Raw genomic sequence first — 13,720 nt, 5'->3', positions numbered from 1 at the left:
AACTGAGAAACGCTATACCTATTAGCAATCATTCAATTAGCAATCCTTCAATTATGGTATTAATTTCTGCTTTACCTTACGATTATGAATTGCCTACCTCTGATGGTTTGGCGCTGTTAATTATTGATATGCAGCGAGATTTTTTGGAACCGGGGGGCTTTGGGGATGCTTTGGGAAATGATGTCAGCCGTCTACAGGCAATTGTCCCGATTTTAAGAGAATTATTGTCCGCGTTTCGGGCGCGAAACCTGCCGATTTTTTACACGGTTGAAGGTCATAAACCTGATTTATCTGATTGTCCGCCATCGAAGTTGCATCGAGGACAAGGTAAGTTAAGAATTGGCGATGTTGCTTCTATGGGGCGCATTTTAATTTTGGGAGAACCGGGAAATGAAATTATTCCAGAATTGTCGCCTTTACCTGGTGAAACGGTGATTCCAAAACCAGGGAAGGGTGCTTTTTATCATACTAATTTGGAGTCATTACTGCGGGAAAAGAAGATTACTCATCTGTTGGTGACTGGGGTAACTACTGAAGTTTGCGTTCAGACGACGATGCGCGAGGCGAATGACCGAGGTTATGAGTGTTTGCTGGTAGAAGATGCGACGGAAAGCTACTTTCCTGATTTTCAACAATCCACTTTGGAAATGATTCGCGCTCAAGGTGGAATTGTTGGTTGGACTGCACCTGCTGCGAATATTTTCCAAGCTTTGGAAAAGTGGAAACCGCGTGAAAAGTTAGGCATCAGGAGTTAGCGTATTTATCTACAATGATTTGGAATTTGTTAAGAGTTAGGAGTTATGAATTAATAACTCCTAACTTTGCTATAGCAGTCCTAAATGATTCGTGAAAGCAAGATACCCGACTTCTTTAAGAAGTCGGGTATCTGAACTCTACCGAGGATTGCAATATTCTCTGAACTATATGCGATCGCTTATTATTTTTACGCATTGTTACTTAGGTTACATAATTAAGCTTGTAAAATTGATAACAATATATGGAGGTTGAATTGGTGTGAGGAACTATGGTTAAGGCTGCAACTACCTGCGACTACCTGCGATCGCTTGCAAGTAATTTCTGGTTGGGTTTGTTACTTTCTAGCGCTGTAATGCCTTTCGTGCCATCGCCAGCGATCGCAAGTGAAGTTCAACAGGCTGGCGCGTCACCGGAAGCATCAACAACTGATGAAGTTACCTCGGTTGCCGACGTTACGGTAAATGAAGTAAAAATTGATACAGATATTCCAGAAAGTTTAATATCGCAGTCCGCATTAGAAGAGGTTACTCCTGCTGGTAATGTAGCCCAACCATTGCCAATTGATGATGTAAATTCCCCTACCAATTTTAATTTGGAGTCGGAAGAGGAAAACATCGATCCAGCGATGGAACAAGTTACCAATGTTTCACAATTGCGAGACGTGCAACCGACAGATTGGGCGTATGAAGCATTGCGGAGTCTTGTAGAACGTTACGGTTGTATAGCAGGATATCCTGATGGTACCTTTCGCGGCAATAGAGCTTTAAGTCGCTATGAATTTGCTGCTGGTGTAAATGCTTGTTTGCAGCAAATTGAGAAATTAATTGCCGTTAGTACGGCTGATTTTGTCACCAAAGAAGATTTAACGACACTGCAACGATTAATTAGTGAATTTGATACAGAATTAGCAACGCTACGCACTCGCGTGGATAATTTGGAAGGTCGCACCAAATTCTTAGAAGAAAATCAGTTTTCTACTACTACTAAACTCAGCGGTCTTGCCTGGTTTAATGTTACTGGAGCCTCTGCTAGTGACGATATTACAGTTGAAGCAGCAGGTTCGCTTACACCTTTGGTACTCAGAAGTCCCGGAAGAGATGCGAATTTCAGACCAATTCAGCAAAAAATAAAAGACGATCCTAATATCACTCTTAGCAATTTGGTGTGGCTAACGCTGGAAACATCTTTTACTGGTAGAGATAGCTTGGTTACTCAGTTAGCTGCGGGTAATGGAGATTCACCAGCTAACGTCTTTGCTTCTGCGGGACTTTACAACACATTTGGAACACCATTTCTTGACCAGACGGCGGGACTTCAAGGAAACAACAATGATGTCATCTTGCGGGAATTGTTTTACAGCTTCCCTCTCAGGGAGAATATTCAGGTAGTGGTAGGGCCTCGGATTAACTGGTATCGCTACTTTGACAACAATGCTTTCAGCTTTTTCTTAACGGGTGCAACTAGCTTTAACTCTAACGGCAGCACTTTATTAAATACCATTGACCGGGGTGCAGGTGCAGCTGTTTTGTGGGATATTAATCGGCAGTTCAAGCTGCGCGTTGCTTATTTAGGTGAGAGTGATGAATTTTTACCCAGTGGGATATTTAACACCGCATCCGACCCGCGCAAAGGTGTATTTAGTCCTACTAACACCGCTACTGCTGAGTTAACTTTCTCGCCTACTGAGAGAATTAATCTCAGGTTGATTTACAACTATTCCAATATTGACCCGTCTTTCCCGATTTTCGACCAAAATGGCAACATCACTGGATTTGGAATTGGTGGTGCGCCGGGAGAACCAATTTATGGAGTAGCTGATGATGGTTTTGGTGGTTCGATTAATAATGCGATCGCGCACACCTTTGGACTAAACTTTGATTGGTTAATTACCCGTGGTATTGGTGTCTTTGGACGGTATAGCTACGGGAGTACCAACATTGACCCCAAAACCCCAGGTCGTGGCGGTGGAGATGTTAACGCCCAGTCTTTGCAATTAGGGCTTGCTTTCCCCGATTTAGGTAGAAGAGGTGCATTGGCAACAATATCTTACCTGATACCGTTCTCCGTATTGGATGGTCGTAGATTCTTGGCTGCTGGTGGCGGTGATGGTGGCGTTCAGTATGAGGTTGAAGCCGCATATTTCTTCCCCATAACTCAGAATATAGCGATTGTTCCCGCCTTTTATTTCATTGGCAACCCGAACAACTTCAGTGACAACCCCAATATCTATGTGGGTAACTTGCGAACGCAATTTAGCTTCTAGTTTTGTTTAGTCCTTATTGCCTTTGACAAAAGCATCCTACCCCGCAAGCAAGTAGGTTGGGTTTCGCGATCGCAAAACCCCATCTACAATTTTTCTAGTGTCAACGTTTCCCCTTAAAATACGGCACGCCCAAAGCAGCGGGAACATCACTGCGAGGGGTACGTTGCAACAACACCACTAATGTAAGAACATAAGGCAGCATCAGCAAAAACTCATAAGGCAACTCCTTTGAACCTAATGCTTGTATGCGAAACTGTAAGGCATCGGCAATGCCAAATAGCAACGCCCCCCAAAGGGCCCGCGCAGGTCGCCAACGGGCAAAGAATACTAAAGCAACAGCTATCCAACCGCGTCCGGCGGTAATTCCCTCCCGGAATATGTGCAGCTGGGCAACTGTCAGGACTGCGCCACCCAAACCTGTTAGCGCTGAACCCAGCAATAAGCTTGCATAGCGGGTGCGTTCTACATTAATTCCGGAGGTGTCGGCGGCGGCGGGATTTTCCCCGACGGCGCGAATTTGTAAGCCCCAGCGAGTCCGAAATAGGAGAAACCAGCAACAGAAAACCAATGCCACGCTGATATAAACCATGACATTGTGGGTAAACAGCAACTCACCGATGATGGGAATCTGCGATAAAACTGGCAACGGCAAATCTACTAAACCTGTAACTCGCGCCGTCAGGGAACCAAACTGCTGTCGGTAGAGATAGGTTGTTAATCCCTGACCAAACAGTACCATTGTGACTCCTGCTACTACTTGGTCGGCTTTGAATGTCACCGTCATTACTGCCATTAGCAACCCCATCAACATTCCTGCTAGCAGTCCTGCACCCAAACCCGCCCAAGCGCCGATAAGCGGTAGTTTTGCAGTGTTCTCCAGTCCGTAGGCAACTGTAAAGCCTGCCAGTCCTCCGACTAGCATCACGCCTTCCAATCCCAGGTTTAACACTCCCGCACGTTCGGTAATAATTTCTCCTAATACGGCGAGTAATATGGGGACAGCGAGGCGAATACCTGCTGCTATTAAGGCAATTAGGAAACTCCAGGTGAGAATTTGTTCCCAAGGCATAAAGGTAAAAAATAAAAGAATTCTCTGTTTCTTGGGCCTTTTTACTTGTTGCGAGCGATCGCATCCCCGACAATTACAAATAGCACCACTAGCGCTTGTATCACTTGGGAAACGGCAGCTGGCACTTGCAAGGAAACTTGCAACCCTTCTGCCCCAATTGTCAAAGCAGAAAACAACACAGCTGCAATTAACACGCCGACTGGATGCAACTGTCCCAGTAAGGCTACCAGAATCCCGCTAAACCCATAACCTCCAGAAATGTTCCCCTTCAGGCGCGTGTAGGTGTAACTTACCTCGATAATCCCAGCAATGCCAGCCAGTGCGCCACTCAGCATCAAGGCGGTGAGAATGCTACCCGTGACATTCATTCCAGCTGTACGGGCGACGCTGGCGCGAGAACCAACTGCCCGCAACTTAAATCCCAGAGGTGTGCGCCAAAGCAAAATGTATATTACCAGTACCAGCACTAGCGCCAGCACTACGCCCAGATGCAGCCGTCCGCCAAACAAGGTTGGAATTTGTGCTGCTGCACTAAATTGCGTTGACTCTGGCAAAAAACCATTCGGATCTCTTAAGGGACTGCGGGCGACATACTGAACTAGCAAGATGGCAATATAATTCAACATCAGGGTGCAGATGATCACATTCATGCCCCGCTTGATGTGCAGCAATCCGGCGATTCCACTCCACAGCATTCCGCCAATTCCCCCTGCAATTAGCATTAGGGGAATTAGTAACCAAGGAGATAAGTTGGGCAGTGTTAGGGCGACAATGCTGCCACATAATGCGCCGATATAATACTGTCCTTCTGCGCCGATATTCCAAACTTTGCTGCGGAAGGCAACTGTTAGCCCTAAGCCAATAATTAATAAGGGTGTGGCTTTGAGAATTGTTTCTGTAAGTTGGCGAGTTCCCCCAAATGCCTCAAACACCATCACTTGATAGGCTTTTAAGGGATTAACTCCAGTTAGGGCAATTAATATTCCTCCCAAGGCGAGGGCTAGGATTGCGCCGAAGAAAGGCTTCAGGCGATTTGCCCAACCAGCAAGAGGCAAAAAAGAAGATGGTTTTTCTTTGTGTTTCTTTTTAGTGTTTTCTTTTAATTTTTCAATTACCACTCTTGCTCCTGTTTAATTTTTAATGTTTTCCTGCCATCATTAATCCTAAGTGGCGCACATCGGCATTAGCATCAACGATACCCGCGATCGCGCCTTCGTAAAGTACCGCAATGCGATCGCTTAAATTCAATATCTCTTCGAGTTCTGTGGAAATTAGTAACACTGCTGCACCTGCATCTCTTTGGGCAATTAGTTGTTGATGTACGTACTCAATGGCGCTAATGTCTAATCCCCGCGTTGGTTGGGCGGCTAAGACAATTTGAGGACTGCGCGAAAGTTCTCTAGCGATCGCTACTTTCTGCGCGTTTCCACCGGAGAGTTTCCCGACGTGGGTGTGAGGGCTGGGGGTGCGAATCAGGTAGCGTTCTACTAGCTGGGTGCAGTGGCGAATAATTGCAGCTGGACGCAGTAAGCCTTTTTTGTTGAATGGTGGCTTTTGAATATCCCGCAACACTAAGTTATCAGCAACACTAAAATCTGGAATTAACCCCATTGTGTAACGGTCTGAGGGAATGTGGGCGAGGGTGCCATTTAGATTTATTTCGCCACGTATTGGGCGTAAAGATGCGATCGCTTCCTCTAATTCTCGCTGTCCGTTACCATCGACTCCAGCAATTCCCACAATTTCTCCGGCATTAACTGCGAGATTTATTCCCTTTAATGCTGGCAATCCTCGGTCATTTTCTACCCACAAATCACGCATTATTAATCGGGGATTGGGGATTGGGGATTGGGGATTGGGGACTGGGGATTGGGCCTGTCTCTCAATTCTGATAACTTTATTAACTTCTCGTCCTACCATCAAATGAGCTAATTCCCGCTCATTTGATGCAGATGTTAACACTGTGGTAATTGTGCGTCCATCTCGCAGTACAGTTACGCGATCGCATATTGCCAAGACTTCATTTAATTTATGACTAATGAAAATTATTGATGTACCCCCAGCAGCCAAATTTCTTAATGTCTGCAAAAATCCCTCTACTTCCTGGGGAGCCAAAACTGCTGTAGGTTCATCTAATATTAATACTTTCGCGCCTCGATAGATAGCTTTGAGAATTTCTACCCGTTGCTGTTCTCCCAGCGATAGCTGCCAAACTTCGGCTGCTGGATCGATTTGTAAGCCATACTGTTCTGCTAAGTTTCGCAGACGCTGATGGAGTTTTTTCGGGTTTTCTCGGATTAGCGGCTGCCCAGATTGTCCCAAAACTAAATTGTCTGCAACCGTGAGACTTTCCACCAGCATAAAGTGTTGATGTACCATGCCGATACCGGATGCGATCGCTTCCCCCGGAAAGCGAAATTGCACCGATTTTCCCTCCAGCAAAATCTCCCCTTCATCTGGTTCATACAAGCCGCAGAGAATATTCATCAGCGTGGTTTTCCCTGCCCCATTCTCTCCCAAAAGAGCATGAATCTCCCCTAATTGCAAGTCAAAATTCACGCTATCGTTGGCAACGATACCAGGAAATTTTTTAGTAATGCCCCGCATTTCTACTACAGGAGTTTGCATAATTGCTAATGGTTATAGCAGTCCTATTTGCTCCGTGAATGTTGTTAAGGCAATTAACTACCCCAGACGCGACCGGGCGCAGAGGAAAGCGGGTGCATATCGCTATTTCGGCACAAACGGAACTTTGAGTTTACCTGAAGAAATTTCTTGGCGCGTCTCTTCTATTTTTTTCAAAGTTTCGTCTCCCAACTTATCTTTGACGGTGGAATTAGTATTCACCTGAACCACATCTTCAGCAACGGAAAGCCGATAATACTTGTTAGCAAATTGCCCAGATGTTGTGTCATTTAACATCTGCTTAAAGATAGGTTCCATATTCCACAGCACATTAGCAGCAACCACATTTTGACCCAAAGCAGTCATATCTCCCACATAACCTGTAGCATAGCCTCCCTTTGCTTTGGCTGCTTCAATTGTTCCCAAAGTTGGCGCTTGACCGCAACCAATCCAGTAATCTACTCCCGTTTCTGCCTGTGCGGTTCCTGCCTCTTTGGCCTTAGCAATATCGTACCAGTCTCCCACCGCCGTAGCTGTCAGCGTAGCATCGGGACGGACTGTTTTGGCACCTGCTAACATCGCTTGTCCCATTGCGTGACAAGCTGGAATATCAAAGCCGTAAAGCGCTCCTAATTTACCGCTTTTACTGAGTTTTCCTGCTACTAAACCAACCATATAAGCACCTTGATAAAAAGGTTGGTCGTAGTCGGCGACATTTTCCGATGTTTTGCCTACAGCGCCTGCCCATGCGAAATTAGTTTTAGGAAATTCTTTGGCTACTTGAAATACTGCATCTCCGTGATTATAGGAATGCCCGATAATCACGTTGTAGCCTTTTTCAGCGTACTGGCGCAAAACTCTCGCTATATCAGCATCAGCAACAGACTCAGAGATAGCGACATCATAGCCTTGAGCTTTGAGTTTTTCAGCTGCATTGTAGGCTGCTTCATTCCAAGAATCATCGTTAGCAGGGCCACCCAAAACAATTGCTAACCGAGGCTTTGTGCTGTCGGCGGTAGGACTCGCCTGTGTTTCTGTTGTGGGTGCTGGGGATTGAGAGGTTTGCTGTTGAGTACAACTAGCTATCAGCGTCAGGGGAATTATTAAAGATAAACTGCCAAGAATTTGTCTAATTTGTTTTAGTTGCATTAAAGGTATCATTGATTGCCCGATTGTACTGCCCAAATCCACTGGTGTTAGCTTGACAAAGTGCAGCATTTATAATTGTATGCCAGGTTACAAAAATTGCGATTGCTAGCATCTATAGCAATTCAACGGTTGGGTGCAATACATCTGTAGGGAAATGGCAATGCAGGTGCTAACCCTTCAGATCCCCGGCTTCTTAAAGAAGTTGGGGATCTCGCCTTCACAAATCATTTAGGACTGCTAAATATCGCCTCTCTACAACTTTTCACTTTCTTTAGTAGGTTGCTTGTAATCTACTCAGGAGATAGTCTCCTGCTGAAATGGGTGGATAAAGTGGGGGACGATTTTCTCCTTGACAACTCTCAATACAGGCAATTTCCGCGTCGTTGTTGGGATGGCAGAAAAAAGCAACGGAATAACGCGATCGCTTGACTCTATCATCGCTGGGAACCATTACCCGATGCTTGGTGGAGCAAAATTCGTGATTCGTCCACTGTTGCATCAAATCCCCTGTATTCACGACAACAGTACCCGGAATGTAGGGTGCAGCGATCCATTCGCCATCAGCAGTGCGAACTTCTAAACCGCCGACTTCATCTTGAAATAGTAAGGTGAAACTGCCATAGTCGGAATGTTCGCCAGCACGCACTTGTCCGGGTTTGACTACTTGCTCCAGTGGGGGATAATGAAGTAGCCTTAGAGTATAATTTTGCTCTTCGTGCTTGTCAGCGAAGAAGGACTCTGGTAATTCGAGAGCGATCGCAAATGCTTGGCATATTTTATCAGCAGCTTCAGCACAAGCTTGATAAAATTCCAAAACCGTCTGGCGAAACTTGTCTTCTCCAACAGGCCACTGATTCATAATTAAAGAAGACTTATCCTGCTTTGAAATTTCTTCAGGATTAACTTCTTTCCCTACATTAAATGCTTCTTTCAAATCTCCTGGCTTATCCGGATTGAGGCGTTCTCGCTCTACACCAACATAACCGCGGTTGCTGAATTTATCAACCCACGCCAGTTTATTTTTTACATCAAATGGTAAATCAAAAAACAATTTAGTTTGAGCAAACAAATTGTTTATTAACGTTGCTGGTATTCCCGGATTTAGGTACATAAATCCGATTTCATGGCAAGCATGATAAATCTGTCTAGCAACAGCTTGCCGCGCTTCGGCATCACCGCTGAGAAAAGGTTCAAAATCAATGATAGGAATATCAACCAATGTTTTCGTCATCGTTTTATTGTCTTGCAGATATGATAATATACGTCTAGCGCAGGCGAATTAGAGATTATACAGCCGCGTCCAATCGCAATAATGGTTGCAAAAACTCTAACTTCAAAAATCAATAAATTGCCTTTTTTGACGAAGATTGGGGAATAATCTTGCTCAGAACAAAGTAGAGAATTACCGCCGTAATAATGCCGTTAACAGGCTTAACTCCCGGCGCAATGTATGCGATCGCACTGGCTAACACATAAGCAATAATCCCAGCCCAATTAAACGCGGGTTGCCGTTCTTCTAAAGATGGAAACTCACCCTGATGACGCAACCAATAATCTGCCATCACCACACCGCCAATTGGAGGAATGAAGGTTCCGAGTAGAATTAGGTAAGGAATTAGCATATTATAAATACCACCCCAAGCCAAAACTAGCGCCACTGTCGCACCACCCAATACGAAAGCAGTCCGCTTGTTGGTGCGAAACATATGAGCGCCTGCTACTGAAAAAGCATAAATAGTATTATCTTGAGTTGTCCACATATTCAAAAACAACAGCACTAAACCCCAAAATAATAATCCTTGCAGTGCCATTACTTGTACAATATCTTCGTTGCCGTAAACCAATGCGCCGAAGGCACCACAAAAGATTAAAAAGCCATTAGCAAAGAAGAAAGCTGCTAGAGTGCTAATTGCGGCTGTTTTACCATTTTTAGCGAAGCGACTCCAGTTAGTTGCTTGAGTTCCGCCTGAGACAAAGGTGCCGACAATAATTGTTAAAGCTTCGCCAATTCCTAGCTGTTTTGATGGCACAATAGCTTGCAAACCATCATAACCGCCGGCTTTACCGAGTGCGATCACTAAACTCCAAAACATCAAAATCAGCATCGCGGGAACAGCTATGCGTGAAAGCCAATCCATCGCCCGATAACCAATATAAGCGGTGGAACAGAAAAAATAGGTGAAAAATAGGATAATTAACCAGTTCCATCCTGTCGGAATTCCTAACAGCTTATTTGCTAACTCCGCCATTAGCGCCGAACCCCACGCATACCAGCCAATTTGCGTAAATCCTAAGATAAAATCTACCCAGCGGGAACCAATGCTACCAAAACTAAAACGTGCCATCAGAACTGTAGAAAGTCCCGTATTGGCAGCAATGTAACTGAGTGCGGCGGCGTAGACACCAAGAATTAAGTTACCGATGATAATCAAGCCTACTAAATCGGGAAAAAAGCGGTAGGCGGGGCCAACTAAACCCCCGGCGAATAAAGTCCCCGAATATAGTGTAAAACCCATCAGCAGGGGAGCCAACGACCAAAAAGATTTACGCGCCTCTAGGGGAACGGCGCTTAGGGGATAATCTTCATTGGCTTGCGATTGTACTAACTCTGGTTCTGAGGTGGTACTCATACAACTAATAGGTAATGCTTAATTAAGTTATTTTGAAGGCGATCGCGCAGCCGATCCGTATCCTAGTTAACTTCAGCAGTCTCTGACACGGTTAAATGTATATCAGAATACCATCTGTAACTACAGAAGTATTAATTTAACTACATCAATGCTTATTTTGTCTTAACTCAGTTAAATAATGGTGACATACACGATTTTGTTTTAGTGCAATACTCAAGTTCCTAAATCTTAGACGCGATCGCTACCAGCTCAGTAGGAGGAAAAAACATGGCTTTCAGGTATAATCGGCGTGACTTTCTCATTTATGGTTCAGCTACTTTTGGCACCAGCTTACTGCTGAAAGCTTGTAGCGCTAATCAAAATTCCACAACACCGACAGCAGAAAATTCTGCCGTTGTGGATAATGTTAAAAATTTCAAGACAGCTATTGTACTGCCAGGAATTATCACTGATAAAGCTTGGAACCAAACAGGTTATCAAGGTGTGACAACTGCTAAGGAGAAACTAGGAGTTGAAACCGCTTATGTTGAGAAAGTAGAACAAGCAGATCAGGCAGAAGCTTTATCAGATTTTGCGCGACGCGGCTACAACTTAGTATATGCTCATGGCGGACAATTTGATGCGGCAATTCAACAGGTAGCACCACAATTTCCCAAGACCTTTTTTGTGGGTGTCAATGGTGCGGTGACAGGGGCAAATATGGCATCTTTGCGGATAGATCACCTGCAAGCAAGTTATTTGTGCGGCATCCTGGGAGCCTCGATGTCAAAATCAAATAAAATGGCTTATCTTGCTGCCCAATCTTTTCAAGCAACTGATGAAGAATTGCGGGGATTTGAGTTAGGTGCAAAGTCGGTTAAGCCTGATATTAAAGTAGCTGCAAGTTATACAGGTGACTGGAACGATGCTGCTAAGGCGAAGGAAGCAACGTTGGCGTTAATTTCTTCTGGGGTGGATGTAATTTATCAGTGGTTGGATAATGCTTCGCCAGCGGTGTTGCAAACTGCTGCTGAGAAGGGAGTTTACACCTTTGGCAATACAGCGGATCAGTTGGAGGTTGCGCCGAAGTCGGTGTTAACCAGTGCGGTGAAGCGAATTGATTTAGCGATCGCATACTTAGCCGATCTCGCTGTAAAAGGTAATCTCAAAGGGGAAATTTACACTCTTGGTTTGGAAAAACCGGATATTCTTTATATTGGGAAATACAATGAGGCAGTATCAACAGATTTGCAGCAGAAAGTAGTCCAAACAAAAGATGCAATTTTAACTAAAAAAGTTACGTTTGAAGCTTGCAAAAATGGGGGGAAAGATACTCGTTGCGTGAAACAAGCGTAATATAGATGTCAGGGCGAATATAACTCGCGGCTAAACATTTTCTCGTTCCCAGATGGCGGACTGGGAACGCATATATAAGAGGCTCTGCCTTTCGTTCTATACTGAAGGCTGGAGTCTGCTGAAAGCATTACTAGGCGGCAGCCCAGTGACGAGGAAAAAATGACTTATTTACGCCTTGATGGCATTACAAAACGTTTTGGCAATTTTATTGCTAATGATAACATTAGCGTGAATGTTAATCGCGGTTCTATTCATGCGTTACTGGGGGAAAACGGCGCAGGTAAAACTACTTTGATGAATATCCTTTGCGGACTTTATCAGCCTGATTCCGGGGATATTTACCTGCAAGACAAGTTAGTAAAGATTGACTCTGCAAGCGCTGCAATCGCGCACGGTATTGGGATGATTCACCAGCATTTTATGTTAGTGCCGCAGTTGACAGTAACAGAAAATATTATACTGGGAACCAAGTTTGATTGGCGGTTGGATTTAAAGAAAAAAAGTCAAGCGATCGCGCAAATGTCTCGCTTTTACAATCTTGATGTAAATCCCTCAGCCAAAGTCGGAGATTTACCTGTAGGAGTTCAGCAGCGGGTTGAAATTCTTAAAGCACTTTACCGCCAAGCAAAACTGCTGATTTTAGATGAACCAACTGCGGTACTAACGCCGCCAGAGGTGAGAGTTTTAGCTGCTATTTTGCGTCAGTTGGCAACCGATGGACGCACGATTATTTTTATCAGTCACAAATTAGAAGAGGTAATTAATCTTTGCGATACTGTCACCGTGTTGCGGCGGGGTGCGGTGGTGGCGACAACAACAACCTCAGATACCAACAGTCAGGAATTAGCCCGATTGATGGTAGGTAGAGAGGTCTTATTTAAAGTTGATAAATCCGCGCGTGATTCTGGCGAAGTGGTGTTAGAAGTTGAAAATTTACAGGTGCAGGATGAGCGGAATTTTCCGGTTGTAAAAGATGTATCTTTTCAACTTCGTGCGGGCGAAATTCTGGGAGTTGCTGGCGTTGATGGGAATGGACAGAGGGAATTGGCGGATGCGATCGCTTCTTTGCGTGCTATTACTTCGGGTAGAATAACGAACTACTCTTTAGACGCAAAGAACGCCAAGGAAAGACGGGGAAAAAGAATTACAGCTTATATTCCAGAGGATAGGCAGAAAATGGGCTTGGTGATGGGGTTTAGTATTGCCAAAAATCTCATTCTTAAGACTTTTAAATTTCTGCCGTTTTGTCGTCGCTGGTTTCTCCAGTATGAGGCGATTAATCATCGTGCTATGGAGGCGATGCAAAATTTTGATATCCGGGGCGAAAATTACTCTATTAAAGTTAGTCAATTGTCGGGAGGAAATCAACAAAAAGTAGTTTTGGCACGAGAACTTTCTGGTAAACCAAGTTTAATTGTGGCCATGCAACCTACACGCGGGTTGGATGTGGGCGCGACTGAATATGTGCAGCAACGCTTGTTAGCTGAACGAGAACGAGGTGCGGCAATTCTCTATATTTCAACAGAGTTAGAAGAAATTATGGCGATGAGCGATCGCATTGCTATTATGTATGAAGGCCAATTTGTTGATATCTTAGATGCTGCTACTTGCACGATTGAACAAGTTGGTTACTTAATGACTGGTGGTAATTTAAAAGGTATTTCTAGATAAATTTTTCAATAGATTAGTGGATATGCAAATTATGAGCTTTCTATCTTACGTTCCTCATCGGCGTTTGCCGAGTGCCGAAAATTTTTAGGCGGGTTTTCTCGGTTGGATATATAGAACCCATTTGACATCTAAGTTTGATATCTAAGAAGGTGCTGCAAGCCTCTTAATCATCAAGCGAATAAAACAAAGATTAACCTTGGCAGTCGCATTAGTTAAAGTTCT

At 44.4% G+C, this 13,720-nt stretch carries 10 protein-coding genes; 4 read left to right on the top strand and 6 right to left on the bottom strand.

All coding sequences use genetic code 11. From position 1 onward, the window contains the following. Positions 1-53: 53 nt before the first annotated feature. Positions 54-755 carry an isochorismatase family cysteine hydrolase gene (locus H6F66_RS16690; protein WP_190423315.1) on the top strand — a complete coding sequence of 234 codons (702 nt, stop codon included), beginning with the start codon at positions 54-56 and terminating at the stop codon, positions 753-755. Positions 756-1,024: 269 nt separating this feature from the next. Next, positions 1,025-3,019: an iron uptake porin gene (locus H6F66_RS16685; RefSeq protein ID WP_190423313.1), complete on the top strand. Its 1,995-nt coding sequence runs from the start codon at positions 1,025-1,027 to the stop codon at positions 3,017-3,019. A gap of 100 nt (positions 3,020-3,119) precedes the next feature. Here H6F66_RS16685 and H6F66_RS16680 read toward each other — a convergent pair whose 3' ends face one another. From H6F66_RS16680 to codB, 6 genes are all read right to left on the bottom strand, one after another. Next, entirely contained in the window at positions 3,120-4,088 is a 969-nt protein-coding gene (locus H6F66_RS16680) for an ABC transporter permease (protein ID WP_190423311.1), read from the bottom strand. A 41-nt stretch (positions 4,089-4,129) separates the two neighbouring features. Further along, on the bottom strand, positions 4,130-5,206 hold the full coding sequence (locus H6F66_RS16675) for an ABC transporter permease (protein ID WP_347269396.1): 1,077 nt from the start codon (positions 5,204-5,206) through the stop codon (positions 4,130-4,132). 19 nt (positions 5,207-5,225) lie between these two features. Next, positions 5,226-6,716, bottom strand: coding sequence for an ABC transporter ATP-binding protein (locus H6F66_RS16670; protein ID WP_242019318.1), 1,491 nt, complete (start codon positions 6,714-6,716; stop codon positions 5,226-5,228). 102 nt (positions 6,717-6,818) lie between these two features. Next, complete coding sequence (locus H6F66_RS16665; RefSeq protein ID WP_242019317.1) at positions 6,819-7,931, bottom strand: BMP family protein; 1,113 nt, start codon at positions 7,929-7,931, stop codon at positions 6,819-6,821. Between the two features lie 202 nt (positions 7,932-8,133). Next, positions 8,134-9,093, bottom strand: a complete 960-nt coding sequence (locus H6F66_RS16660) for an isopenicillin N synthase family oxygenase (protein ID WP_199295453.1) — start codon at positions 9,091-9,093, stop codon at positions 8,134-8,136. A 109-nt stretch (positions 9,094-9,202) separates the two neighbouring features. Then, positions 9,203-10,492 (bottom strand): cytosine permease, encoded by a 1,290-nt coding sequence (gene codB / locus H6F66_RS16655; protein WP_190423310.1) that lies wholly within the window; start codon positions 10,490-10,492, stop codon positions 9,203-9,205. A 267-nt stretch (positions 10,493-10,759) separates the two neighbouring features. Between codB and H6F66_RS16650 the strand changes: the two genes are divergently transcribed. Both H6F66_RS16650 and H6F66_RS16645 read left to right on the top strand, forming a co-directional pair. Continuing rightward, on the top strand, positions 10,760-11,827 hold the full coding sequence (locus H6F66_RS16650) for a BMP family protein (protein ID WP_190423308.1): 1,068 nt from the start codon (positions 10,760-10,762) through the stop codon (positions 11,825-11,827). Between the two features lie 159 nt (positions 11,828-11,986). After that, entirely contained in the window at positions 11,987-13,498 is a 1,512-nt protein-coding gene (locus H6F66_RS16645) for an ABC transporter ATP-binding protein (RefSeq protein WP_190423306.1), read from the top strand. Positions 13,499-13,720: the final 222 nt, after the last annotated feature.

The sequence above is a fragment of the Trichocoleus sp. FACHB-6 genome, from assembly GCF_014695815.1.
Lineage (GTDB): Bacteria > Cyanobacteriota > Cyanobacteriia > Cyanobacteriales > FACHB-T130 > Funiculus > Funiculus sociatus.
This window is presented reverse-complemented; position numbering and strand designations above follow the sequence as displayed.

What these genes read in the sequence shown, in the direction of transcription:
- H6F66_RS16665 (WP_242019317.1), bottom strand. Translation starts at nt 7,931, where the DNA reads ATGCTGCACTTTGTCAAGCTAACACCAGTGGATTTGGGCAGTACAATC.
- codB (WP_190423310.1), bottom strand. Translation starts at nt 10,492, where the DNA reads ATGAGTACCACCTCAGAACCAGAGTTAGTACAATCGCAAGCCAATGAA.
- H6F66_RS16660 (WP_199295453.1), bottom strand. Translation starts at nt 9,093, where the DNA reads ATGACGAAAACATTGGTTGATATTCCTATCATTGATTTTGAACCTTTT.
- H6F66_RS16685 (WP_190423313.1), top strand. Translation starts at nt 1,025, where the DNA reads ATGGTTAAGGCTGCAACTACCTGCGACTACCTGCGATCGCTTGCAAGT.
- H6F66_RS16670 (WP_242019318.1), bottom strand. Translation starts at nt 6,716, where the DNA reads ATGCAAACTCCTGTAGTAGAAATGCGGGGCATTACTAAAAAATTTCCT.
- H6F66_RS16680 (WP_190423311.1), bottom strand. Translation starts at nt 4,088, where the DNA reads ATGCCTTGGGAACAAATTCTCACCTGGAGTTTCCTAATTGCCTTAATA.
- H6F66_RS16645 (WP_190423306.1), top strand. Translation starts at nt 11,987, where the DNA reads ATGACTTATTTACGCCTTGATGGCATTACAAAACGTTTTGGCAATTTT.
- H6F66_RS16650 (WP_190423308.1), top strand. Translation starts at nt 10,760, where the DNA reads ATGGCTTTCAGGTATAATCGGCGTGACTTTCTCATTTATGGTTCAGCT.
- H6F66_RS16690 (WP_190423315.1), top strand. Translation starts at nt 54, where the DNA reads ATGGTATTAATTTCTGCTTTACCTTACGATTATGAATTGCCTACCTCT.